At 38.5% G+C, this 26,639-nt stretch carries 22 protein-coding genes; 19 read left to right on the top strand and 3 right to left on the bottom strand.

Annotated elements, in window-relative coordinates; translation table 11 throughout:
- Positions 1-18: 18 nt before the first annotated feature.
- From cyoE to J2Y67_RS07475, 8 genes are all read left to right on the top strand, one after another.
- Positions 19-921 (top strand): heme o synthase, encoded by a 903-nt coding sequence (cyoE, locus tag J2Y67_RS07510; RefSeq protein WP_310172398.1) that lies wholly within the window; start codon positions 19-21, stop codon positions 919-921.
- Positions 922-1,244: 323 nt separating this feature from the next.
- Positions 1,245-1,382 (top strand): cytochrome c oxidase subunit 2A, encoded by a 138-nt coding sequence (locus J2Y67_RS07505; RefSeq protein WP_133337487.1) that lies wholly within the window; start codon positions 1,245-1,247, stop codon positions 1,380-1,382.
- A gap of 12 nt (positions 1,383-1,394) precedes the next feature.
- Positions 1,395-1,862 carry a cytochrome c oxidase subunit II gene (locus J2Y67_RS07500; RefSeq protein ID WP_310172393.1) on the top strand — a complete coding sequence of 156 codons (468 nt, stop codon included), beginning with the start codon at positions 1,395-1,397 and terminating at the stop codon, positions 1,860-1,862.
- A gap of 14 nt (positions 1,863-1,876) precedes the next feature.
- Positions 1,877-3,574 (top strand): cbb3-type cytochrome c oxidase subunit I, encoded by a 1,698-nt coding sequence (locus J2Y67_RS07495; protein WP_310172392.1) that lies wholly within the window; start codon positions 1,877-1,879, stop codon positions 3,572-3,574.
- Between the two features lie 103 nt (positions 3,575-3,677).
- The gene (locus J2Y67_RS07490) at positions 3,678-4,310 is read left to right on the top strand and encodes an SCO family protein (protein ID WP_310172390.1); all 633 of its coding nucleotides are present in this window, start codon (positions 3,678-3,680) and stop codon (positions 4,308-4,310) included.
- A gap of 3 nt (positions 4,311-4,313) precedes the next feature.
- Positions 4,314-4,871, top strand: coding sequence for a hypothetical protein (locus tag J2Y67_RS07485; protein ID WP_310172388.1), 558 nt, complete (start codon positions 4,314-4,316; stop codon positions 4,869-4,871).
- Between the two features lie 185 nt (positions 4,872-5,056).
- A complete protein-coding gene (locus tag J2Y67_RS07480) occupies positions 5,057-6,127 on the top strand; it encodes a branched-chain amino acid aminotransferase (protein WP_310172386.1) in 1,071 nt (356 codons plus the stop codon).
- A 352-nt stretch (positions 6,128-6,479) separates the two neighbouring features.
- The gene (locus tag J2Y67_RS07475; protein ID WP_463675862.1) at positions 6,480-7,868 is read left to right on the top strand and encodes an amino acid permease; all 1,389 of its coding nucleotides are present in this window, start codon (positions 6,480-6,482) and stop codon (positions 7,866-7,868) included.
- 48 nt (positions 7,869-7,916) lie between these two features.
- Here the strand turns inward: J2Y67_RS07475 and J2Y67_RS07470 are convergent, their stop codons facing one another.
- The 3 genes from J2Y67_RS07470 to J2Y67_RS07460 form a co-directional block, all read right to left on the bottom strand.
- Entirely contained in the window at positions 7,917-8,231 is a 315-nt protein-coding gene (locus J2Y67_RS07470; RefSeq protein WP_310172384.1) for a DMT family transporter, read from the bottom strand.
- A complete protein-coding gene (locus J2Y67_RS07465; RefSeq protein WP_396954056.1) occupies positions 8,231-8,569 on the bottom strand; it encodes a DMT family transporter in 339 nt (112 codons plus the stop codon). The genes J2Y67_RS07470 and J2Y67_RS07465 overlap by 1 nt, the downstream gene beginning before the upstream one ends.
- 89 nt (positions 8,570-8,658) lie before the next feature.
- Positions 8,659-9,237 (bottom strand): TetR/AcrR family transcriptional regulator, encoded by a 579-nt coding sequence (locus tag J2Y67_RS07460; RefSeq protein ID WP_310172382.1) that lies wholly within the window; start codon positions 9,235-9,237, stop codon positions 8,659-8,661.
- Between the two features lie 144 nt (positions 9,238-9,381).
- Between J2Y67_RS07460 and J2Y67_RS07455 the strand changes: the two genes are divergently transcribed.
- From J2Y67_RS07455 to tuaB, 11 genes are all read left to right on the top strand, one after another.
- The gene (locus J2Y67_RS07455; protein WP_310172380.1) at positions 9,382-10,983 is read left to right on the top strand and encodes an FMN-binding glutamate synthase family protein; all 1,602 of its coding nucleotides are present in this window, start codon (positions 9,382-9,384) and stop codon (positions 10,981-10,983) included.
- A 462-nt stretch (positions 10,984-11,445) separates the two neighbouring features.
- Positions 11,446-12,330, top strand: a complete 885-nt coding sequence (locus tag J2Y67_RS07450) for a fumarylacetoacetate hydrolase family protein (protein ID WP_310172377.1) — start codon at positions 11,446-11,448, stop codon at positions 12,328-12,330.
- 305 nt (positions 12,331-12,635) lie between these two features.
- A complete protein-coding gene (locus J2Y67_RS07445; protein WP_310172376.1) occupies positions 12,636-12,860 on the top strand; it encodes a hypothetical protein in 225 nt (74 codons plus the stop codon).
- 216 nt (positions 12,861-13,076) lie between these two features.
- On the top strand, positions 13,077-15,476 hold the full coding sequence (locus tag J2Y67_RS07440) for an Ig-like domain-containing protein (protein ID WP_310172374.1): 2,400 nt from the start codon (positions 13,077-13,079) through the stop codon (positions 15,474-15,476).
- A gap of 256 nt (positions 15,477-15,732) precedes the next feature.
- The gene (locus tag J2Y67_RS07435; RefSeq protein WP_310172373.1) at positions 15,733-18,486 is read left to right on the top strand and encodes a bifunctional YncE family protein/alkaline phosphatase family protein; all 2,754 of its coding nucleotides are present in this window, start codon (positions 15,733-15,735) and stop codon (positions 18,484-18,486) included.
- A 152-nt stretch (positions 18,487-18,638) separates the two neighbouring features.
- Complete coding sequence (locus J2Y67_RS07430) at positions 18,639-21,731, top strand: efflux RND transporter permease subunit (RefSeq protein ID WP_310172369.1); 3,093 nt, start codon at positions 18,639-18,641, stop codon at positions 21,729-21,731.
- A 175-nt stretch (positions 21,732-21,906) separates the two neighbouring features.
- Positions 21,907-22,530, top strand: coding sequence for a nucleotide sugar dehydrogenase (locus tag J2Y67_RS07425; protein ID WP_310172367.1), 624 nt, complete (start codon positions 21,907-21,909; stop codon positions 22,528-22,530).
- Positions 22,531-22,593: 63 nt separating this feature from the next.
- The gene (locus J2Y67_RS07420; protein WP_310172507.1) at positions 22,594-23,115 is read left to right on the top strand and encodes a phosphatase PAP2 family protein; all 522 of its coding nucleotides are present in this window, start codon (positions 22,594-22,596) and stop codon (positions 23,113-23,115) included.
- 22 nt (positions 23,116-23,137) lie between these two features.
- Complete coding sequence (locus J2Y67_RS07415; RefSeq protein WP_310172364.1) at positions 23,138-24,280, top strand: glycosyltransferase family 4 protein; 1,143 nt, start codon at positions 23,138-23,140, stop codon at positions 24,278-24,280.
- A 223-nt stretch (positions 24,281-24,503) separates the two neighbouring features.
- On the top strand, positions 24,504-25,163 hold the full coding sequence (locus tag J2Y67_RS07410; protein ID WP_310172362.1) for a sugar transferase: 660 nt from the start codon (positions 24,504-24,506) through the stop codon (positions 25,161-25,163).
- An 18-nt stretch (positions 25,164-25,181) separates the two neighbouring features.
- The gene (tuaB, locus tag J2Y67_RS07405) at positions 25,182-26,639 is read left to right on the top strand and encodes a teichuronic acid biosynthesis protein TuaB (RefSeq protein WP_310172360.1); all 1,458 of its coding nucleotides are present in this window, start codon (positions 25,182-25,184) and stop codon (positions 26,637-26,639) included.

Raw genomic sequence — 26,639 nt, 5'->3', positions numbered from 1 at the left:
TCTAGAGGACGGTTTTAAATGAACACTATTTTAGCGAAGGAAAGAAATACTTCTACTTTTTTTGCGGATTTAAGGTTGATCGTAAAGGCACCGGTGTTAATCGCAAATGTTCTACCTGTTTTTACTGGGTTTTGGCTGGCACTTTATTTTACCAATGAATCATTAACCAATCATTGGGGGTTATTTTTGCTAACGATGATTGGCAGCACCTTGGTGATGGCTGGAGCTCTCATTATCAATAACTGGTACGATGTTGATATTGATTCTGTAATGGACAGAACGAAAAATCGTCCTACCGTAACAGGTCATTTTTCACTGAAAGCGGTATTGGCGATGGGAATCATCTTAACCATACTTGGTCTTGCCCTATTGCTTTTCACCACCATTGAAGCGGCTGTTTGGGCATTTATCGGTTGGTTTACTTATGTAATCTTGTATACGATGTGGTCAAAACGGAGATATACACTTAATACCGTAATTGGTGCTGTTTCAGGTGCTGTTTCTCCTGTAATCGGCTGGACAACGATTGAAACCAGCTACCATATCGTCCCCATTATTTTATTTCTGATTTTGTTTATTTTTCAAATGCCGCATACCTTTGCAATTGCAATGAAGAAGTATAATGAATATAAAGCGGCAAGAGTTGCCATGCTTCCTGTAGTTCGTGGATTTGAAATGACAAAGAGGCAAATTTTTGTTTATAGTGCCTGTTTGTTGCCTTTGCCCTTTTATTTAGGATCGCTTGGTTTATCCTTTATTGTCATTTCCACATTACTTAATGTAGGGTGGCTGGGTGTGAGTATTTATGGGTTTTTTACTAAAGATGACCATAAATGGGCTCATGTCGTATTTCTTTATTCAGTCAATTATATAACGATTATGTATCTGTTAATGATTATTGTGACATTACCAATATTTTAAGTAAAGAAAAGTCTTATCAATTCAAACTGATAAGGCCTATTTTTTTGAGTAAGAATTTGTTCATTAAATTGTCATTATTACGGAAGTGTACCCAATTTACTTTTCAATTAATAATATTTTCACGGTAAAAATTCATATAAAAGTGATAATAGCGCGGTATGGGCCAATTAAGGTCAAAGAGAATCAATATCCTCCAAAATTAAAATCTTTCCTCATTTTTCCATTCTAGATGAGAATTATAATCAATGTGTGATTCACCTCATATCTGTAAAATGAATTCCAAATTAAGATGTAAGTAAGAAAACTAAAGGGGTTGATTTTAGGTGGGAGTTAAAAAAGTTAACCAGAAAAAAGAGCAAGAGGCACCACTAAAAGGGACATGGATTTCCGTTGGGGTAGTTGGAGTTGTCATCCTTGCAACTTATTTACTATTATACGGACTCTATATGTCCAGGGTATAAGGGGGGAAAGAAATGAAAATGCATCTTGATGAAAAAATATGGCTTACCTTAAGCTTCGGAATGATAATGATTTTCATGCTTATTACCGGATATCAAGCATTTGCCTTAGAAATGGGACCACCTAGTAATATGGAAACGATTGATCCACAAAAAGTCGATCAAACAGCGCCATTCGATAAACCTGGAGTTAAACAAATAGGTGAACACGAATACGAAGTCGTTATGACATTACAAGCCTTTAGTTTTAATCCGGGAAATATCGAAATACCTGCTGGGTCGACTGTTCATTTTACCCTAACCTCAAAAGACGTGGTACACGGATTCGAAGTGGCTGGAACGAACTTAAATACAATGATTGTACCGGGACATATTCAAAAAATCACTCAAAAGTTTGAAAAGCCGGGGACTTATTTAGTGTTATGTAATGAATACTGTGGAGCAGGTCACCAAATGATGAGTACCACCATTAAGGTGAAATAAAGGAGGGAAGTTAAGTGGAAACAGGGATACCGCAAAAAGGAATTTTAAAAACAAATAACGGAAAAGTCAATCAAGTGCTAGGTATCAGTTTAGAAGATGCCAGACTTACGAAAACATATATATTTGTCGCATTTGCAGCATTGCTTCTCGGTGGAATTTTAGGACTTGTGCAAGGACTGAATCGTGCAGGACTTTTGGAATTACCATCATGGGTGAACTATTACCAGGTTCTAACCGCACATGGTTTACTATTAGTAGTAGTTTTAACCGCATTCTTTACCATTGGTTATTTTTATGCAGCTCTTTCACATAACTTAGGCGGGCTTCTGCCGAAAGTACGAATGATGGCCTGGATCGGTTTCGGCCTGAAAATTGTAGGATTTGTTTTAGCTGTTATTCCCATCATCATGGGCGATGCATCCGTCATGTACACCTTCTATCCGCCAATGGCTGCCGCACCGATGTTTTATATTGGTCTTGCCTTAATTGTTGTAGGCGTTTGGATGTGTGCATTTGGAGCCTTTATCAATGTGGCTGATTGGAGAAAGAAGCACAAAGGACAGCATGTTCCGATTCTTTCTTACTTTGCAACTGGTGTATTTATTCTTCTATTCTTTGGTACCCTGCCTGTGGCGATTGAAGTCATCGTCATGATTATTCCTTGGTCCTTCGGCTGGGTTAAGACGATTAATGTTATGGTAGCTCGTACACTTTTCTGGGCCTTTGGACACACATTAGTGAACATCTGGTATTTAACCGCAACCTCCGCATGGTACGTCTGTGTTCCGAAAATCATCGGCGGAAAACGCTGGAGTGACATGCTAACTCGGGTTGTTATTATTGCATTAGTCATCATGAATATTACCGGTGGATTCCACCACCAAATCGTTGACCCTGGTATTAAAGAATCGATTAAGTTTATGCACGTATTTATGAGTTTAGCGATTGGATTCCCATCCTTAATGACCGCATTTGCGTTGTTTGCCGTATTTGAACGTACTGCTAGAAAGCAAGGCGGAAAAGGCCTAATCGGTTGGTATAAACAAATGCCTTGGAAAGATGTTCGTTTCCTAGCTCCATTTATTGCAATGGTTGCCTTTATTCCTGCTGGTGCAGGTGGTATTGCCCAAAGCACAAACCAATTAGACCAAGTTGTTCATAATACCATGTGGATTGTCGGACACTTCCACTTAACACTTGGGATGTCTGTTGTCATGACGTTCTTTGGTATTAGTTATTGGTTAGTTCCTTATATCTCAAAACGTGTTTTAACACCACAAATCAATAAATTAGGTTTGATCCAAACTTGGATTTGGACCATCGGAATGATCTGTATGTCAGGAGCGATGCACTGGGTTGGATTACTTGGTTCCCCACGGAGAACTTCTTTCACAACCTATGGTGACAACGCAACCGCATTAAGCTGGAGTCCATATTTAATGTTCTTAGCTATTGGAGGAACCTTGTTAATGATTGGTGTGGTTCTCCAAGTAGTTGCTGTAATCAATATGATGTTCTTTGCACCAAAAGGTGAAACAGAATTCCCAATTGCTGAGGAAGAAGAGAATGCAACGAAAACACCATATTTGACAGAGCGTTGGGGACTATGGATTGTTATCATGCTGATTGTCGTTGCGATGGCCTATGTCATCCCATTAACTGAATTTATTGTAAATGCACCTCCGGGTTCACCACCATTTAGAACCTGGTAATCGTAGGTTGAAAAAAGAGATAGCTCAAGGGTTGGGCTATCTCTTTATACCATATATGAATAAAGCACAAAGGTAAAAACAAAAGGTTTGGGAAGTGATCTCCGTGATCAAGCATTGGCATACGAAATTAGCCGTTTCTATTGTTATATTATTTGGTTTTGTTTTGTTCTACACGGGTACTGATGGATTTCATGCCTTTACTGCGGAAACAGCAAGGGTAAACAAACTAATCGAGAATAAACCGAATTTCCCAAATGTAACCTTAGAGGATAGCAATGGGAGGAAATATTCGATTTCTGAATTTGAAGGAAAATATGTATTTATTACATTTTTATATACATCTTGTACAAGTGTTTGTCCCCAATTAGAAATGAACATGTCAGAGGTATATCACAAGCTTCCGAAAAAATATATTGGCAGAGATATTGTTTTCTTAAGTATTAGTTTTGATCCGACACGGGATGACCCGACTGCATTAGATCGATATAAGAACGCTTTTCACGCTGATGGGGAAACTTGGAGAATGGCGAGAATTCCAAATAAGACGGAGCTGGATTTTTTATTAAAAGAGTTTGGGGTCATTGTCATTCCAGACGGTAAGGGAAATTTCACTCACAATGTAGCATTTTATTTAGTGGATCCAAAGGGCCGTTTAGTGAATGTGATGGATTATAAAAAAATGAATGAAGCTGCCAAAACGCTTTCGAACATTCTAGAAAATAAAACGGGGGAGTAATCGATGAAACAGTTTATTTACGGTTTGCTATTATATCTTGTTTTAATGATTCCCCCTGTTGCTCATTTTTTAGAATCGATTATGATTGTGCATATGCATATGCAAATGCCCCTTTTGGTCTTTTCAGGATTTTTAATGGCGCGGTTATTCCAAATACGCTTTCCCCGCTTTTTTGAAAAATGGAATAGCAATGGTGTTCCCGGTATATTATTGTTTTTATTCATAGCTGTCTATTGGACGATACCGAAAACGATGGATGAAACCTTAACGATACAAAGTGCGGAAATATTTAAGTTTATCAGTTTACCATTCTTAGCAGGAATCTCTCTCCGTGATAGTTGGAAAAAACTTAGTTCGAGGGGGAAAAATACTGTAATTGTATTTTTTACCATTAAATATTTTGGGATGGGATGGTTATACATTGAATCCCCCGTCCAATTATGTAACAATTACCTAATCATTGATCAATTAACTCTAGGATGGGGTTTTTTAACAACGGCGATTTGCTTAGTGATCTATTTAATCTACACCGCTGTTATTGACCGTTCAAAATATGAATGATTTTTTTCCTATGAAAGAAGCATATCCACTTCATTTTCCAGAAATGATTAAATTTTGTTTGATTTATTTTTTAACACGAAAGGAATTAAATGTTGTAAAATAGTCATAAGATTATCATTATTATGTAAATATAATTCATGATAAAAGATTAATGGTGGATAGGAACCTGGATAGGAGATAGGAAGATGAAAGAATTACAAATTGAGATTACACTGAGTTCAACAAGAAAAGAAAAACCAGACTTTGACAATCTTGTGTTTGGAACCATTTTTACAGACCATATGTTTGTCTGGGATTACACAGAGGGAAAGGGCTGGCATGATCCGCAAATAATTCCTTATCAACCCATTACCCTCGACCCTGCGGCAATGGTTTTTCATTATGGCCAAACGGTTTTTGAAGGACTGAAAGCCTATCTAACAAAAGATGAGCAAGTTTTGTTATTTAGACCGGATGAAAATATGAAAAGGTTAAATCGCTCAAATAACCGTTTATGTATGCCTCCAATTGATGAGGAATTAGCATTAAGCGCATTGAAACAATTAATCGCCATTGACCGGGAGTGGATTCCTGGGGTAGAAGGTACATCCCTTTATATTCGTCCATTTATGATAGCGACAGAACCACATCTCGGTGTTGCACCTTCTAAAAACTACCGATTTATGATTATTCTATCGCCAGTAGGTGCTTACTATAAAGAAGGGATTAATCCAGTAAAAATTGCGGTCGAAAGTGAATATGTTCGTGCTGTAAAAGGCGGAACAGGGAATGCGAAAACGGCTGGTAATTATGCAAGCAGTTTAAAGGCAGGAGAAATTGCCTACCAGAATGGTTACTCACAGGTTCTATGGCTGGACGGGAAAGAACAGCGGTACATTGAAGAAGTGGGAAGTATGAATATCTTCTTCAAAATCAATGGGGAAGTTATTACCCCTGAACTAAATGGGAGCATTCTAGAGGGAATCACCAGAAAATCGATTCTTGAGCTTTTAAAATATTGGAATGTACCGGTTGTAGAACGGAAAATTTCAATCGAAGAAATTCAGCAGGCATGTCATGAAGGTACCTTAGAGGAAGCCTTCGGGACAGGAACAGCAGCCGTGATTTCACCAATCGGAGAACTCCTTTGGAAAAACGAAAAAATGGTTGTTAATAACGGAAAAATTGGTTCATTATCCCAAAAGCTATATGATTCATTGACTGGAATTCAAAATGGAACTGAACCAGATCCGTTTGGCTGGACAGTTAGAGTATAGGCACTGGGCAGGTATAATTAGAAACGTATAGAAGGAAAAAGGCATCTGCGAATAAATGCAGATGCTTTTTATGTGTTTACTATATTACTCTATTTTGTGAAACCATAAAATAAAATATTAGAAATACACACATGAAAGAAAAATTATTATTTTTAAAAAATTTCAAGTCTTTACTTTTTATTATTTATATAATATTTTTAAAGTGGGTAATTTAATTATTATCTAAGTTTGTTTAGTGTTTCGAATAATATTGAAAGCGTTTATTAAAGTGAAATTATTATTGTTATATTATCAAATTTCTGAAAGTAGTAAAAATTAAATAATTTAATTTATTCATCAGGAGGGGAAATGTGTGGAAAATAAAGAGTTGAAAAGAGGATTAGAGGCACGACATATTGAAATGATTGCCTTAGGCGGCACCATCGGCGTTGGTTTGTTTATGGGATCAGCGAGTACGATTAAATGGACAGGCCCATCTGTCATGCTGGCTTATGCGATTGCCGGAATCTTTATTTTTTTCATTATGCGCGCAATGGGTGAAATGCTCTATTTAGAGCCAACCACCGGATCATTTGCAACTTTTGCTCATAAGTATATTCATCCATTAGCTGGCTATATGACGGCTTGGAGTTATTGGTTTCAATGGGTTCTTGTTGGAATGGCCGAAATTACGGCAATCGGGATGTATATGAATTATTGGTTTCCGCATCTTCCTCAATGGCTGCCAGGAATCATTGCGATGGTCATCTTAGGATTGGCGAATCTAGTTTCAGTAAAGTTTTATGGAGAATTTGAATTTTGGTTTTCTCTTATTAAAGTAGTAACGATTGTCCTCATGATTATTGCAGGTCTTGGTTTAATATTTTTTGGATTAGGGAACCATGGACATGCCATCGGGTTATCGAATATTTGGAAACATGGCGGCTTTTTCACAGGCGGCTTTAAAGGATTCTTCTTTGCATTATCTCTTGTAGTAGCTGCCTACCAGGGAGTGGAACTCATCGGTATCACGGCAGGGGAAGCAAAAAATCCGACTACAACCTTAAAAAAGGCAATTAATAATATCATTTGGCGAATTTTAATTTTCTATATTGGTGCAATTTTTATCATTGTTACTGTGTATCCTTGGAATCAATTAGGGACAATTGGCAGCCCGTTTGTTTCGACCTTTGCTAAGGTAGGCATTACAGCTGCTGCGGGTATTATTAACTTTGTTGTCATCACAGCAGCTTTATCCGGTTCTAATAGTGGAATTTATAGTGCAGGTCGAATGCTTTATACTTTAGCCATAAACGGCCAAGCGCCAAAAAGTTTTGCTAAAATCTCAAAAAATGGGGTTCCGGCAAACTGCATTTATGCAACACTGATCGGCTTATTTATTGGGGTAATTTTGAACTATATTGCTCCAAAAGGTCTCTTCCTTTATGTTTATAGTGCCAGTGTTCTCCCAGGAATGGTGCCTTGGGTTGTCATAATCATTAGTGAGCTTAAATTTAGAAAAGAAAAAGCGGCTGAAATGTCCAGCCATTCATTCAAGATGCCACTTTCTCCAATTAGCAATTATGCAACGATTGCATTTTTACTTTTCGTCCTTGTGGGAATGTGGATTAATACTGACACTCGTGTTTCTTTGATTGTAGGTCTGGTATTCCTCGCGATTGTTGCGGGCAGCTTTTATCTTTTTAAAATGGGTAAACGTGTACCGCTTGAGGATTTAAATAAAAAGCAAGATATTGCTTAATAAAAAAGGGCTGATATGGAAGTAATAACTTCTACATCAGCCCTTTCATTATGAGATTACCTTCAGCCCCGTCACCCCAATCAAAATCGCAAAAAGACTGGCAATACGCGGAAGGCTTTTTCTTTCTCCAAAGAAAATCATATTCATGGTTACAGTACCGGCTGTGCCGATTCCTGTCCATACGGCATAAGCAACACTTGCCGGTAAATATTCAAACGAAGCGTATATAAAGGCAAACGAGGCAGCAAGCCCGCCAATATAGATGATTCCATTTTTAACAGTTCGATTTTTACTGAAAAGATTCAACCCCCAGACACCGATTAATTCATTCATTGCAGCTATAAATACAAATACCCAACCCATTATTGATCGACTCCTTCCGATTTGATATTGTCAGAAATTTTTAGTCCCACTACCCCACCGATAACAAGGAGGATAAAAAATATTTTTAGGAAGCTGACTTCTTCATCGAAAAGAAAAACATCCATTAAGAATGTCCCCACCGTACCGGCTCCTGCAAAAATGGCATAAACGGTTCCAGTTGGAAGGTTTTCACAGGCTTTTGCGAGAAATTGAAAATCCAGCAGAATGAACCCGGCAATGAAAACCCAATGCCACCAGGTAGTTGCATTGTGAAAGCCGTAGATCCAAAGAAATTCTGATAGACAGGTTAGGATTACGTAAATCCATGACCTATTCATAATAACACTCCTTATTCGGATATGACTGACATTCAGTCATTTGTGGTAATAAATAATGTGGCTAATAAAAATTAGCCATTCATTAAAGTTTAGATTATAACTCCCAATCCATGGAGCGCAAACTCCAATACTTCCTTTTTCTTGATATCCGCCATATCTCGATCTCCATGAGAGTATAAAAAAGTTTGTTCGGCGACGGTTTCAATCAAGCCAATAAGTAAAACAGCCGTTTGATCTGGATCAATCGTATTACGAAGAATACCCGCATCTTTTGCATGACTCAGAAATTCACTCATCCATGCATAATAAGGGGAATAGAGGGTTTCCCATTCCTGAAGAAATTCTGCGGTTGCAAGACCGGCATAAACCATCGCATGGATTTCCCGATAATCCTTAGTAATCGAAAATACAGCTTCAATTACACTCTTTAATTGATCAAGAAAAGAGTCAGTTTTATTTACCTTTTTATTAATCTCAGTAATCATTTTATCCACCATTACTTGAGCGATGGATGGCATTACGGATAATTTGGATGAAAAATAGATATAAAATGTTCCTTGGGCAATGCCAGCCTTTTTAACGATATCCGAGACCTTTGTTTTTTCAATTCCCTTTTCGCAAAAAACATCAATCGCGGCATGTATGATTCTTTCTTTTTTATTATCCATTTATCGGCCTCCAATTATGACTGACTATCAGTCATTTTACATGATTAACCATAAAAAGTCAAATACCTATAACATTGGAAAGCATAAATTTTTCCAATCTGGAGCAAATTATAATGAATTCTACTCATGTCTAGGAGGATTTGGATGAATATTGCGGATATCTTCACGATTATTGGATTTATTATTTTTGCGGTTATTTTGATCGGACTTTTGATTTTACTTTTATATTTATTAATGTTGGATCGAAATCAAAAGATGCATTCCATTTTAAGGAATTATCCAGTTTTAGGTCGGATGCGATATTTTTTAGAAAAAGTCGGTCCGGAGTTTCGCCAATATTGGTTTAACGGCGATACAGAAGGAAAGCCTTTTTCAAGGGATGAATATGAACATATCGTAAAAAGTGCCAAGTATAAACGGGACGTTGTCGCCTTCGGGTCGAAACGTGATTTTGAGGAAGAAGGTTTTTATGTTCGTAATGATATGTTTCCGAAATTATCGGAAGAGTCAAAAATGGACCGTGAAACAAAAGTGAACACAAAAAAGTATCTGTTATTGAGAGATCCGCTTTTTTCACAAAGAAAGGAAAAATGGGAGGATGAAGAGGCGGTTGCCTATTTACTGCATGATGACGATGCAGTTGTGATAGGTTCAAATTGTAAGCAGCCTTTTGTGTTAAAAGGATTAATCGGTATGTCTGCAATGAGCTATGGTGCTCTTGGAAAAAACGCTGTTACTGCCCTTTCCAAAGGTCTTGCCTTGGCGAAAGGGACCTGGATGAATACAGGTGAAGGCGGTTTATCCTCTTACCATTTAGAAGGCGGCGTAGATATTATTATGCAAATTGGCCCCGGTCTTTTTGGAATCCGTGATAAAGATGGAGGAGTGGATTGGGGCGAGTTGAAGCGGAAAAGTGAAATTCCGCAGGTGAAGGCATTTGAACTTAAACTAGCCCAAGGTGCGAAAACGCGTGGCGGTCATATTGATGGTGAAAAAGTGACTCCGGAAATTGCTGAAATTCGGAAAGTCGAGCCGTATAAGTCAGTAGATAGCCCGAACCGTTTCCATCAGTTCAGTGATGTTCCTTCGATGTGTGAGTTTATTGAAAAAATCCGTGAGACAACGGGGAAACCGGTTGGGATGAAGATTGTTGTTGGCGGGAATGACAGTGTAGAACAATTGGCAAAATATATGCAGGAAACCGGAAAAGGGCCGGATTTTATTACGGTGGATGGTGGAGAAGGCGGCACAGGAGCATCCTACCAAGAATTGATCGATAGCGTAGGTTTACCCCTCAAGTCAGCATTGCCGATTTTGGTGTCAACTCTTCACAAATACGGTGTTCGCGAGCGGGTAAAAATCATTGCATCGGGGAAACTGTTTACCCCTGACCGCATTGCCATTGCGCTGGCCATGGGAGCTGATTTAGTGAATATTGCCCGTGGTTTTATGATAACAGTTGGGTGTATTCAGACATTGAAATGTAATTCCAATACATGTCCTGTTGGGGTCACCACAACCGATCCCGACCTGCAAAAGGCACTTGTTATTGATGAAAAGAAATATCGAGTTGTGAATTATCTTGTCACATTACGAAAGGGTTTATTTCGGGTTGCAGCGGCAGCCGGCATCGACTCTCCTGTACATTTTCAGCCAAAACACATTAGTTACAAAGATGAAAAGGGTGTCGTAACATCACTCGAGAGTATTCTAAATGAAATCGAGCAGAATATAGGTGCTAGTTAAATCCTGTAGGATTGTCTCTCAACTGAGCATGCCATTTTCTAAGCGACCGAAACATGGGAGTTCGGTCGCTTAACAGTGTTCTACGCGACCGAAACATAGATATCAGGTCTCTACGCGACCGAAAGCAAGAAAAAGCAAGGGGTTCGGTATCATATCAGGTCTCTACGCGACCGAAAGCAAGAAAAAGCAAGGGGTTCGGTATCATATCAGGGCTCTACGCGACCTACAGCAAGAAAAAGCGAGGAGTTCAGTAGCATATCAGGTCTCTATGCGACCGAAAGGAAGAAAAAGCAAGGGGTTCGGTAGCATATCAGGGCTCTACGCGACGATAGGTTAACTGAATTGAAGAAATCGGTAGTCTATACGGGGGTTATAATAGTTGATTTTGAAATCGGGATGTTCCAAGATGGAATATATGAGATAATTCAAAAAAATCGAAGGATATCGAGGAGAGACGTTGCCATGAAACTGCTGCAATTTATGAAAAACGATGAAATGCGCTTAGGAGTGAAAACGGATTTTGGGATTTTAGATGTAAAAGAAGCAGCGCAAACTTTTGAACAATCTGTTCCTGTGAATCTGCAAGAGTTAATCGCGCTGTCGGATAAAGGGATTGCAAAGGTTACTAGTTTAGTAGAACGTGCTATACATGAGCAAAATCCCAAATTATTTACCTCTGAAGAAGCTTTAACGTACGCTCCGGCAATAAGCAATCCGGAAAAAATTATTTGTATAGGTTTAAACTATATTAATCACGCAAAAGAGTCCAATATGGATGTTCCAACTTCACCCATTTTATTCAGTAAATTCAACAATACACTAGCGGCCCACCAAGAGCCTGTTACCATTCCACCGGATGGTGTAGAAAAAATGGATTATGAGGCAGAACTTGTTCTTATAATCGGCAAGACAGCTAAAAATGTTTCCGAGGAAGAGGCATTATCCTACGTTTTTGGTTATACCGCCGGTAACGATATTTCCGCAAGAGATTGGCAATTCAAAACCGGTCAATGGCTGCTTGGAAAAAGTCCAGACGGGTTCGCCCCTATTGGTCCATATGTTGTGACAAGTGAGGAAATCAATCCAAAAAACCTAACGATTGAATGCCGAATAAATGGAGAGGTTCGTCAAAAAGCAAATACAAGAGATATGATCTTTAATTGTGCCACTTTAGTAAGTTATATTTCCCAGCACATGACATTAAAGCCGGGAGATATTATATTTACAGGGACTCCCGATGGTGTCATCCTAGGATATCCAGAGGAAAAACAAAACTGGTTAAAATCTGGTGATGAAATGGTCGTTTCAATTGAGTCAATTGGGGAATTAAAAAACGTGCTGCAATAATAAAAAAAGCCTGCTCTCTCAAATTTAATCGGGGGAGCAGGCTTTTCTTAATCCGTGCAAACAAAATTCCAAATCGGCCTGTAAATCTTCCTTCATAAGGTTTTCAGCTTTTTGTAATCTCTTGATTGGATGGTCTCACAAATTTGTTCCTGCTCATCAATTAAATGTGGGCAAATATTGGGTGTCTGCATCAAGTTTGAAAAATCCTATAATTATAAGAAATTTGCGGTTGCTGTTCAGCCATAACTGGATATGAATATCCTGGAAACTTAGGGAGAACCATAAAGAAAAAGGAGGTTTTCCCCATGTGTGCCAATTTATTTAATAGAGACAAGGGAGAAGAGAAGGAAAAGCTTGAAGAAGTCCTTGAACATTCCATTGAGATCGAAGAAGATTTAATGCGTACCTATCTAATATCAGCCGAGAGGGTTCATGGCGATGATGAATTAAAAGAACGCCTCGAAAATTTTGCCGAAGGAAACGCCAAAAGGACAAAACAGTTGATGGATGAGTTGAATGAAAGGAAATAGAGATAGATCAGAGCTGCGGGTAGGAAGAGGTCCCGCAGCTTTTTCATTTTATATGACAGATCATGAAATTTCCTGTTTTACTGCTTTATTCCCATGAATTTACAAAAGTTTAATGGAATTTTGAAATGACTTAACAAAGTAGAAATACTGCTTTAATAAAACTCTTATTTAATAGAGTTATCAGGAAAAAGTTTTTTACTTAGGGGGAGAAAATAAATGAAGAAACAGCTTTTTGGAAAAAAAGGCGCGGCAATTGCCTTAGGATTAGCATTAACGATTCCTGCACTAACGCCTGCGGCTGCAGCTGCAAACAGCCAAGTAAAAATTGATTCAGTTAAATTTAACGGAATGCCGGCACCAACTACCATTCAACAAATGGTCGATACATATACCACAGCATCAGTAGATGTAAAATACAGTAATGGTCAAGTGAAAAAGTTCCCATTGTCATATAAAAGACTATTTAAATCTGAAGATAAAGTTGCAGATAACAATGGTGAACTAATTGCTGCAGGAACGCCAATCGATTATTATGGAGACCCAATCGTTGACACGAGTGTACCGGGAAATCCGCAACATTTCGTTTCGGATGCTCCAGACTCGAACAGCTTACTAAATCCGATTAACGGAAAGCTTTATATGGTTACACATTATGAATACCAAACATTCGATGCTTCAGGTAAATCTGCATACGGAATTGTCCCAGCTTCCATGTCCTTAACTACATTGGATCAAAATAGTAAAACCGGTGAATTAAAAGCAAAGGAAGTAAAGAAAATTGACTTCTCCAGTGTCAATGGACTTTGGATTCCTTGTAACGGATCTCTTTCACCATGGAACACTCATTTAGGTTCAGAAGAATACGAGCCAGATGCCCGCACCTTTGAAGCGGATCCTAAATCATCTGCAAGAGCTCAAGTGGAAAGCTTTGCGAAACTTTATTTTGGGGATTCATCTAAAGCTAATCCTTATTTTTATGGGTATGTTCCAGAAATCAAAGTGAAGAAAAATGGCAAAACGAAAGTAGAGAAACATTATAGCATTGGCCGTTTCTCGCATGAATTGATGAAAATGATGCCTGATAAACGCACGGCATTCTTTGGTGATGACGGTTCCTATACTACTCTGTTTATGTATGTGGCGGACCGTGCGGAAGATTTATCAAAAGGAACTTTATACGCTGCTAAGTTCCATCAAACTGGTACTGAAAACGGTGGCTCAGGTGACTTAGAATGGATTAAACTTGGGCATGCTTCAGATAACGAAATCAAAGCAATCATTGATAGCGGGGTTACATTCAGTGATATTTTTGAAACCTCTGATGCTCCTAAAGAAGGATTTGCGGCCATTAAACAATACACTTATGGCAAAACGGAGTACTTAAAAGTTAAGCCTGGAATGGAAAAAGCAGCTGCCTTTTTAGAATCCCGTCGTTATGCTGCAATTCTTGGTGCGACATCTGAATTTAACAAAATGGAAGGTGTTACACTAAATGAAAAGGATAATAAAGTTTACGTAGCGATTTCGGATCAAAGTAAAGGAATGGAAGCGAACCCTAGTGATCCTGTAGACGATATTAAATTGCCAAAAATTAAATCAGGTGTAACCTATCAATTGGATTTAAAGAACGGACAAAGAGATAAAGAAGGAAACATCATCCTAAGTAAATATGTAGCAGCCTCCATGTCTGGATTAATGGTTGGTGAAGATATGGCATCAGCTGATTCATATGGCAATACGGCAAATGTTGATAAAGTTGCCAATCCGGACAATCTTAGCTACTCTCCAGCGATGCGAACACTTTTTATTGGTGAAGATAGCGGAATGCATACAAATAACTATTTATGGGCGTATGATGTTGATACAAAAGAACTAACGAGAATTTTATCTAACCCTGCTGGGGCGGAATCAACAGGCCTTTTTGCAGCAGATGACCGAAACGGTTTCTCTTATATCATGAGTAACTTCCAGCATCCTGGGGATGAACTAGAAGGAAAAACGATTACAGCTGTTGATCAAGCAAAATTAATTGAAGCTATGGAAAAAGGAATTGGTATCGATAAAACGGGCGGAGTAGGCTATATCTCTGGTCTTCCTTCCTTTACGAATATCCCAGATTTTATTGCACCTAAGGCTCCAACCCTTAATATGGTTACAAACCATTCTCCTCTCGTAACAGGAAAAACAGAAGCGGATGCAACTGTAACACTTTATATTAATGGTAAAAAGCTAAAAACTACTACTGCCGATAAAAATGGAAACTTTAAGTTTTCGATCACTAAACAAGAGGCAGGAACAGAAATTAAAGTAACTGCTGCTGACCAAGCTGGGAATGTTAGCAAAGAGACTATTGTTAAAGTTGTTGATAAGACAGCTCCTGGTAAACCATCCATCAATAAAGTAACCTCTAAATCTACTTATGTTACTGGGAAAGCAGAAGTGGGTTCAACAGTATCTCTATATAATGAAAAAAATTATTTAGGTAAAGCAGTTGCTGATTCAAAAGGAAATTACAAAATCAAAATGAAAGCTAAGAAAAAAGGGACTAGTTTGACAGTTTTTGCTAAGGATCAGGCTGGTAATAAAAGCACTTCTGTTTCCATAAGAGTGAATTAATTACAAAACAAATTTTAGCTATTTGAAATGAACTTGATGAAAAAGAACCCAGATTGGGTTCTTTTTTACTAAAAATAGTGATATTCCAGATATGTAACATATTGGTTAATTTCTATATTAAAACTTTACAAATAGGTATATCAGTATAGTTCAAAAGTATGGTATTTCTTTAGTTGTAATTTACAATTACTGAAAAAGAGATTCATAAATTAGGAGTAATCTATTTCTGTACCAAAAATAGATTGGAGTGAAAATGATGTTAAAGAAGTTTAGAAAAAAGAAAAGACTTCTGGCTGGGTTGACCTTAGGTGCTTTCCTTCTTAGTTCTGCCGGTGTTTATGCTGCACAGGATGGGGCATTTGGAAGCAATCTTGTAGGGGAACAGGCAGATGGTTCTGTTCAGACCCCTGTAAACCAATTAATTACGCCTACGGGAAAACAAATCGAATTTGGCGGGAACCCAATTTCTGTTGCGATTCATCCAAATGGGAAGACGGCTGTAACAATCGTTGGCAGAAACAATTACGGTGGAAAAGGCATCAATGTGGTAGATTTGGCAACAGGAAAAATGACTGTAACAGATTTTTCCATTGGGCTTTCTACTATGTGGGGACTAGCATATTCCAAGGACGGAAGCCAGCTTTATGCAACCGGTTCTAAGAGCGGTACTGGCAAGGTTGTCGTAATGTCCATTGCTGATGACGGTAAGCCTTCAATCCAAAAAACTTATAATCTTCCAAAACCGGCTGTTGGTGGAAATATCAATCCGCTTGACTTAGCGGTAGGACCACAAGGTCAGTTACTGGTAGCATTAAACCGGGACAACAGCCTTGGGGTAATCGATCCGCAAACAGGTACAGTAACGGCTAAAATTCCGGTAGAAAATGCACCTACAAGTGTTTTAGTAGACGGGAATACGGCATACGTAACAAACCAAGGAGGTAGAATTGCAAAAGCAGGCGACACAACAGTGGATTCATCCGGAACACAAGTGGTGGTTGACCCTAAAACCGGTGCTACTACTACAGGAACTGTTTCTGTCATTGACCTTACAACCAATAAGGTAGAAAAAAATATTGAAGTCGGCGTCCAGCCAGAGCGGGTGACCCAGTCAGGTCAGTACATATTTGTAACCAATACGAATAGTGATACCGTTTCTGTTATTGACACGAAATCAAAAACCGTTGTCCAAACCATTGATATTGAACCATACCCGGATGCGGCAAAGGGAGCTGCTCCGAATGCAGTCAAGTTAATTGATAACAAGTTAATGGTCAGCCTGGGCCGGGATAATGCCATTGCCGTTTATGATTGGCAGGGACCTGATAAAACTCCGGAACTGCAAGGACTATTACCTACTGCATGGTTCCCGGTAGATTTAGCAGTAGATCAAGAAAATAAGAATCTAGTAGTTGCGAATGCAGACGGAATCGGTTCCCGTGGACCAACGCGTGATTTATCAATTCAAGGAATTACAGTAACAGGTCACTCTTCTTATGCACAAATGGGTTCCCTTTCGTTAATTCCGTTCCCTACAAAAGAGGATCTCATTAAAGGAACCAAACAGGTATATGCAAATAACAATTGGTTTGGCCAGAAAGACTTGAATGCAAAACCAAGACATAATAAGAAACCAGTTGCCATGCCTGAACGTGTGGGTGAGCCTTCTACTATTAAACATGTATTCTATATTATCAAAGAAAACCGTACCTATGACCAAGTCCTTGGTGATTTAGGCAAGGGAAATGGCGAACCGGCCTTAACGCAATTCCCTAGAACGGTCACTCCAAACTTCCATAAATTAGCCGAAACCTTCCCGCTTTTAGATAATTTTTATGTTTCCGGCATCCAATCTGCCAGTGGACATCAATGGGTTATGCAAGGAACCAACACCGATTATGAAGATAAAGAAACCGATACTGCTAATGTTCGAAGCTACCCAGGTGGTGCTGGAGATCCGATGGCCTATGCACCTACAGGACATCTATGGGACCAAGCCATTAAACATGGAGTATCCGTAGAAAACTTCGGGGAAGATACCATTAGTTTTGTTGGTTCAGCACCATTCGGCACTTGGACAGATTGGTACAACGATGCATTAAAGCTCTTTGGTCAGAAGGAAGGCGACCTTCATGTCCCAATTGGAAACTATCAGGTAACCTATGATATTCCGTCGCTTGGACCGATTACGCATAAAACATTTCCAACCTTTGATATGAACATCCCGGACCAGTATCGTTTTGAAATTTTTAAGCAACAGTTTGAAAAGCATGTTAAAAATGATGATTTACCAGCATTGAACACATTGTGGATTACGAATGACCATACTGCAGGCAATGCAACAGGTTCTCCAACACCACAAGCCATGGTGGCAGACAATGATTTAGCTGTCGGTAAAATTGTGGACCTGATTTCCCACAGTAAATACTGGAAGGATTCCGTCATCTTTGTTACAGAGGATGATGCACAAAATGGGTTGGATCATGTAGACGGTCATCGTGAGCCGGCGTATGTAATCAGCCCTTGGGTGAAAAAAGGCATTACGGACAGCCACTACTGGACAGTCATCAACATGGTTCGCGGTATCGAGCAGATTCTTGGACTTCCTGCGATGAACCAAAATGATGCGGCTGCAGAACCGATGAGTGAGATATTTACCAATAATCCTGACTTTACACCATACAATTTTGAAGCAAATCAAATTCCGCTTGATACCTTAAATGGTTCGCCGAATTCCAATACGGCAGCACTTGCAAATACAGATAAAGTAACACCGGAGGCCAAGGAACTTTCGAAAAAATGGACAGAATGGTCCAATAAAAACAAGAACAAATTAACAGGTCGGCATGCGTCTCCGGATGATACGAACGCAAACATGTTGAACCATTCGGTTTGGTACGCAACAGAAGGATTTGATCATCCATATCCTGGTGAGAAAAAGGTTCACACACCAGACGAAGTGGCAGAACAGCCAGAAAGTTTTGCACCGTCACCTGCTGACAATGACTAATGTGGCGTGATTAATAGATACAAACCGAATCTAACAATAGCTGCCCAAACGGGTAGCTATTGTTATAATCTGTATTTTTTAAATCTAGGAGTTTTAGTTTTTAGTCAAAAAGGGGGGAACATTTCCGGAAGTTTAGCCCGGAAAAAATTGATATGAACCGAATCATAGATGAAACGATAAAACGTGCCGTTCTTATTGTCACTTTAATTGTCCTCATCCTCGTTTGGGGTGGGATGTCTGCCATACATATTCAACGGGATTACCTCCCTGAAATGAATAACCCAACCTTAATGGTCACAGTACGTGCAGAAAATTACCAAGCTCAGCAAGTAAAAGCGAAGATTACGGAGCCAATCCAACAGGCTGTAAGAGTAGTAGACGGACTCCAAGATATTGAGACAAATTCTTTTAATGGGGGCTCACTGGTCAGTCTAAACTTTCCAATGAATTTTGATATGAAGCAAGCTGAGGAACAGGTATCAAAGGTTTTAGAGGGGATTTCACTCCCTTCCAATGTAGAAAAACCGTTAGTCACACGACTAAGTACCCATTCTCTTCCAATAATGAGAATAAGTCTAATGAGTTCTTCTGACAATATCACGGAAAATACACTCCGAACAGCCATTCAAGAAGATATTGTGAATCGCTTAAAAACTGTTCCCGGTGTTAAAGATGTTCTTGTTTCTGGTGGCGGAATGGCAGGCTATGCGGTTAATCTTCGAACGGACGATTTAAAAAAATCAAGCATATCTGTTGCGGACATAAAACAGTCACTCGAAGAAAATTATACAACTGGACTGGAAGGTCAGGTGTCAAACGCACAGACCTCTATTCCCATTCAAGTTTCAGGTTGGGGGTTGACGGGGCAAGACTTGATGCGGCTTCCAATCCATACTCAAGAAGGCAAAATTGTCCCACTATCTTCTGTAGCTGACATCTCAAACTCGATTGTCAATTTGCAGACGATTTCAAGAACGGACGGGAAACCCAGTGTCCTTTTAGATGTTTTAAAAACTCCTTCATCCAATATTACGGATGTATCCGAACGTGTTAAAAGCAGAATAAAGGATATTCCGGCATTGAAAAATAAGGATATACAACTCGCTATTCAATTTGATCAGGGAGAACAGGTCAATTCATCCTTAAAAGGTCTCATTAAAGAAGGTTTGTTGGGGTGTTTATTCTCGGTCATATGTGTCTTTCTATTTTTCCGTAAAGCCCGTTCAACCCTATTAATTGCTATTTCATTACCTATCTGTTTATTAGCAACAACCGGTTTATTAAAAACAATGGGAATTAGTCTTAATCTACTTACCGTATCTGGACTTATTGTTGCAATGGGTAGAGTGGTCGATGACTCGATTGTGGTCCTTGATAACATGAATCGAAAAGTATATGAGACAAAAGAGAAAAATCGCATTCATTTGTTAACGAGCGCTGTAGCCGAAATGATTCCTGCGATTGTCTCTTCTACGGCAACAACCATTGCGGTCTATCTCCCGATTGCCCTTATTGGCGGCATGGTGAGTGCTGCGTTTTCTGGCTTTGCCTGGTCGGTTGTCATCGCATTAGTGATTTCCTTGTTTGTTTCCATCATGGTGGTTCCGGCTCTATACCATCTTTTTTGGCGGGGAGAACCTGTCGCCGTAAAAGATTATCTAGAACCATTTGGAAATAAAATTTTTACATGGGTATTCAAACAAAAGGGGAAAGTAGCGCTGATCACATTGGCATTATTTTTGCTCACATCTGTGGGAGCAGCTTTTCTCCCAGTCAATTTTTTACCAACGACTAATCGTACAGGTCAACTGGGAATTCAAGTGGAAATGTCGCAAAATACTGCCTTAACTGAAGTAAATACAGAAGTGAAAAGAGTGGAGGCTTTATTGGAGAAAAATCCTAAAGTAGCTTCATTTTCTTCCGGATTAGGTTCATCTTTCACCCCACAATCCGATGATGTTTTTGATGCAGGAGGAGGATGGATTCAGAAGCTAAATATTGCAAATTTGTCGATAACTGTTAAGAAAAATATTGACGCTAATACCTTTATGCTGGATTTGCAGAAACAATTAAACTCCCTATCGAGCAAAGCAGTTTACACGGTTTCGAATCAAAGTATTGCCGGTGATGATTCACAATTAAAGATTAATCTTACAGGATCGGATAGTCAAACATTGGAAACGATGGCTCAAACGATACGAAACCAGCTTAAGCTTGTACCGGGTCTGTCAGTACAAGGAGTTGCCGATACAGAAAATCAGATCACTCAGTATGAGGTTACTCTGAATCGTAAGGCGATTGAAAAATATGGTGTTAAGCTGAACGATGTATTAACTCGAATCCAGCAATATACCGCCGAAGGGACAAAAGGAGTAATCTCCATTAACCAAAATACATTTCCAATTGTGATTCATTCTGATGTGCAAAAAAGTACTGGGAAAGATATTTTTTCTTTGATGGGTGGGGAGAGATTTCAGACTAGAGACGGTCATGAAGTGACATTAGACCAACTCGCGATCCTTACCCCTTCAGGTTCATCCGTGATCGAAGAGAAGGATGGAAAACCTTACGCTGTGGTTACTGCCAACATCATTTCCAGTGATATTGGAAAAGTAACGAAGGAGGTTAAAAACGCTCTTAAGAAAACTCCGTTGCCAGAGGGTGTTCACTATTCTTTTGCAGGTGCACCGCAGCAGGTATATGAAATGATTTATGAAATGACGCTTGCTTTATTCTTTTCCATTTTGCTTGTTTTGTTAATCATTAGTGCTGTTTTCCGAGGGTGGAAAGCGCCGCTTTCGGTACTATTTTGTATTCCATTCGCGTTTATTGGTTCAGTTATTGGTATGTTTATTTTTGGATTGGAATGGAATCTGGCTGCATTAGTGGGACTCTTGATGCTAACAGGAATTGTCGTTACAAACGGGATTGTCCTTGTAGATAAAATCGAAAGGAACATGGCAAGTGGGATGAAACTAGAAGAAGCGATTGTACAAGGAACACTATCTCGCGTTAGACCAATCCTGACAACGGCACTCACAACGGTTTTAACTCTGTTTCCACTTGCACTATCGTCGAGATTAGATTCAGTCATCTCGCAAACGCTTGGAATTGTCGTTGTAGGAGGAATGATTAGTTCGACTTTTATCAGTTTATTTATGATTCCAATTTGCTATCGCTGGTTACATCAACTGCGAAAAAGTTCTTCTGTATCGTATAAAAAAGAGGAGCAATTAATTTCTTGAATCAGTAAATTATACAAGTGAAGTATAGGAATTGTTTAATCCCTGAAATACAAAATTCAGGGATTTTTTTCATCCAATTTATTTACATTTTATTTACAATCCTTTTACACCTGGTTTAGAAAAAATCCACATAAATCAAATACAATAAAGATAAATAAACGTGTGGAGGGATTGGATGAAAATTACCGTTGCAGGAGCAGGATTAGTTGGATTAGTAACTAGCGCTGGTTTAGCTGAATTAGAACATCAGGTGACATGCATAGACATACGAAAAAAGAAAATTGACTTGCTTCAAAACGGTCGTACTCCAATTAATGAGCCTGGGCTTGCTCCTCTTTTAGAAAAAAATCTTAATAACGGAAATCTACATTTTACAATGAGCCCTTATCAAGCTTATTCAGATGCTGAAGTCATTTTTATTGCAGTCGGAACAAAAAATAAACAAGACGATTCTGTTGATTTAAGAAACATCCATGTAGTTTCAAATACGATTGCCCATTTTATCGAAAATAATGTGGTTGTATGTATCATAAGCACCGTCCCTATAGGAACGAATGATTTAGTTAACAAAATTATTGATAGAAGCAAACCTCCTAATCTTTGTTGTGACGTAGTTTCCAATCCGGAGTTTTTGCGGAAGGGTACTGCTATTAACGATTTTTTCTATGGGGAGCGAATCATCATTGGCGCTGAAAAACAAGAGGCTGCATCGATGATAAAACAAATTTATGAGCCATTAAAAATCCCGACCATCATCACGGACATCATAAGTGCAGAAATGATGAAATATGCGCTTTAATGTTAACCAGTAGAGTAGAGATAGAATGATAACCGATAAAAAGGGGAATTGATTATGAGTAGAATGTTGCATGTGTTTTATGGATTCGAATGTAGAATATTTCAAAAGGTAAATCGTCATTTTGATAAAAAGCTATTAAATCTTTTTTTTCGTTCCATTACACATCTTGGCGGAGCGAAATTTACCATCATTTCTACTTTTCTCCTTTTGATTTTATTACCAAGAGAGACAAGACTGATTGCTATTTCAAGTGCAGTTGCGTTATCAGCAAGTCACATACCTGTTCAAATTGTGAAGCAGATGTTCCCACGAAAAAGACCCTATTTAATGATCGAAAAAACAAAGTTTCCTGATAACCCATTACAAGACCATTCTTTTCCTTCGGGGCATACAACTGCGATATTTGCCGTTGTCATCCCCTATATATTATTTATTCCACAGTTAGCTCTTGCCCTTATTCCTTTAGGGATTTGTGTAGGAGTATCTAGAATTTACTTGGGTCTACACTATCCTTCAGACGTAATTGCTGGCGGCATCCTTGGAAGTTTAACTGGTATTCTTTGTTTCTATATACTCTGTTTTTGAAAGTATGATGAGGAGGGAATATATGAAAATAGCCATTTTCACTGATACCTTTTATCCGGACATTAATGGGGTGGCTCGAACCTTAAAAAGATTCACTGAATATTTAGAAGCCAAAAACATCACTTTTAAAATCTTTGCTCCTGAATCTGACAATGAAGACTATGCTGCCAGCCATATTCATCGTTTTAAAAGCCTATCCTTTTTCTTATATCCTGAGTGCCGTGTAGCTTTTCCGAATCTTCTGCACATCAAAGCAGAATTATTAAAGTTTTCTCCGGATTTAATCCATGTTACTACCCCATTTAGTCTTGGCCTTTCTGGGGTTTATTTTGCAAAGAAGTTAAACATACCACTTGTTGGATCCTATCATACTGATTTCGATCAATATTTAAACTATTATGACCTTCAATTTCTTTCTAAGTTCCTCTGGAAATACATGAATTGGTTTCATCATACTTGTGCCAAAGTGTTCGTTCCCTCAAAAGAAACATTTTCCCAACTTAAACAACATGGTTTTACAAATCTAGAAATATGGCCAAGGGGAGTAGATTGCAAAATTTTTCAGCCTTTTTATGATAAAAAGACTATTCGTGAGAAATATAGACTTTCAAAAAAATATCTCTTGACCTTTGTTGGCAGGTTAGCGCCTGAGAAAGACGTAAATACACTGCTAGCTATTTCTAAATCTATACCGGCTGAAATAAACGAAAATATTGAGTGGTTCGTAATTGGTGACGGTCCGTTAAGGGAAGAACTTCAAGAAAAAGCACCAATAAATATGAAATTTACAGGGTTCTTAACAGGAGAACATTTAGCAGAAATCTATTCCGTTTCGGATCTGTTTGTCTTTCCTTCTCCAACCGAAACGTTTGGAAATGTCGTACTTGAAGCATTAGCCAGTGGAACGCCTGTAATCGGAGCCAATGCAGGCGGGGTGAAAAATATTATAAAACCAGGTGTTACAGGTTACCTATGCACACCTGGTAACGTGGGGGAATTTACCAAATCTATTCAGGAATTGTTACATCATGATAGTTTACGTATTCAAATGGGATGGGAGGGAAGAAATTTTGCATTATCCCAAAACTGGGAAACGATTTTTGGAAATTTATTAATACATTATTCTAATGTGGTCAAAGAACAAAAGTTAGCTAAATATGCTTAATTAAAATTCCGACTTTTGAAAAGGTCGGATTTTATGTTTTATATCGGTATTTTTCCCTACTTTTTGTAAATCTCTTTACAAAAAGTTAACAATCTTAATGAAGATTCACAATTGTTCATCAATTATTTACACCAACTCAACGATACCTCCAAATTCTCTCCCTATAATCTTTCATATCGGGCCGCTTAACGAATTAAATAATCTTATTAAGGTGGGTTTGTTTGTGAATACTCAAAGGAGCTTTAATCTTTACCATGATTACACTATTACCCAAACCTCTAAACTCTATTTATCAAAACAGGCGGAGCAATATCTTTTTTTAAAAAGAGCTTTCGACGTTCTCTTCGGGACTATAGGGATATTTCTCGCGTTTCCGCTTGTTGTTATATTTTCAATCCTTATCGTCCTTGAAACACCGGGTTCACCATTTTATGTCCAGGAGAGGATGGGGAAAAATGGGAAACGGTTCAATCTGATAAAACTGCGTTCAATGAGAAATGATGCTGAAAAAGAGGGAGCTAAGTGGGCTGAGGTCAATGATCCGCGCATCACAAAAGTTGGGACATTTATTCGAAAAACGCGGATCGATGAACTTCCACAATTCATTTCTGTCATAAAAGGCGATATGTCCATCATCGGTCCAAGACCGGAAAGACCTTGTTTTGCAGAAAAATTTGAGAGCGAAATCAGTGGATTTTCGAATCGACTGCTAGTAAAACCGGGTCTGACAGGCCTTGCGCAAATTAGTGGAGGATACGATATTTCTCCGGGAGAAAAACTTCAATATGACTTGAAATACATTCAGAATCTCTCATTTTCCCTTGAACTTAAAATTATTTTGAAAACTTTTAAAGTGATTCTAACAGGTGAAGGTGCGCGTTAACGAAGGTAGGGAAGACAAATGGCAGCCATTAGAGATCAACTACATAAGGGAATAAAGTGGACGGGAATATCAACACTGCTCATTACATTTTTACAAATCATCCAGTTTGCATTACTTGGAAAAATCATGAGCATTTCGCAATTTGGATTAGTCGGAATGATCACAACCATTGTTATGTTTGCACAAATTGTGTTGGATTTAGGTCTTGGGTCAGCCGTTATTCAAAAAGAAGAAGTACCAAATAGGACCTTATCGACCTTATTTTGGCTAAATATGATGGCTGGAATTGGACTGTTTTTTATCTTAGTACTTTCTAGTCCTTTTATTGCGATGTACTTTCATCGACAGGAATTAACTGATCTAATTCGGATTATCGCGATCATGTTTTTAATCGCTCCAATCGGACAACAAAGCCAATACTTACTACAAAAAGAATTACGTTTTAACACGCTCGGTGTGATTGAGGCAGCGGCAACTCTAATCTCTTTTTTTACTTTGGTGATACTCATTCTTACGATAACTCCCATTTATGCCTATTGTCTTTCACAAGTAGTGCTTTATGGGTTAAAAGGGATTCTTTACTTTATCTGTTATCAACGGGTATGGCGTCCTTCCTTTGTATTTGATTTTTCAGCATGCAGAAGCTTTATTTCATTTGGAGCTTTTCAACTATTATCGAGAATCGTCAATCGGATTGGCTCAAATATAGATGTTATATTAATCGGACGATTTATGGGGGCAGAAGCGCTGGGGATATATAACCTAGTCTATCAAATCGTTACCATCCCTGTCCTGAAAATTAATCCAATTATTACAAGAGTGGCCTTTCCTGTTTTTTCGAAAAATCAGCAAAACCAAGCTGCTTTAAATGATGGGTTCTTACACATGACGAAGCTTTTAAGTCTTGTTTCTTTTCCACTTTTAATGGGCTTGACTGCTGTTTCGAATGTCTTTATCCCATCCATCTTCGGTCAAAAATGGATGGAAGCCGTACCGATTTTGCAAATCATGTCCATCGTTGGCATTCTGAGAGTTTTAATGAATCCGAATGGCTCTATTATTCTTGCAAAAGGAAAGGCCAATATTGCATTTTATTGGGATTTTGGCGTGCTGTTCCTTTATGGTACATCTTTATTTCTCGCAGTAGCATCGGACAATCTAAAGGTAGTAGCTTGGACCTATGTAATGGTGAGTATCGTGAATTTCTTAATAGGTAGATGGTTACTAACTTGGTTAATAAAGCTACGATGGAAGCATTATCTGAAGACCATTTTCGTACCATTTCTCTTATCACTCTTAATAACCATGTTTGCGTATTTTACGAAAGCACTTAGCACTTGGTATTTTCAAACATCAGCAATTTGGCCGTTAACAATCTCAGTGAGCTTTAGTGCTGCATTATACTTGCTGCTATTGCTTAAAGTATATCCAAATTATTTTTCAAGGTTCATAAAAAAACAAGCTAGAGGACGATGA

Origin of the sequence: Neobacillus niacini (assembly GCF_031456445.1) — a bacterium.
Classification (GTDB): Bacteria; Bacillota; Bacilli; order Bacillales; family Cytobacillaceae; genus Neobacillus; species Neobacillus niacini_I.
Note: the sequence above shows the minus strand (reverse complement) of the source record. Positions and strands in the feature narration are given on the sequence as shown.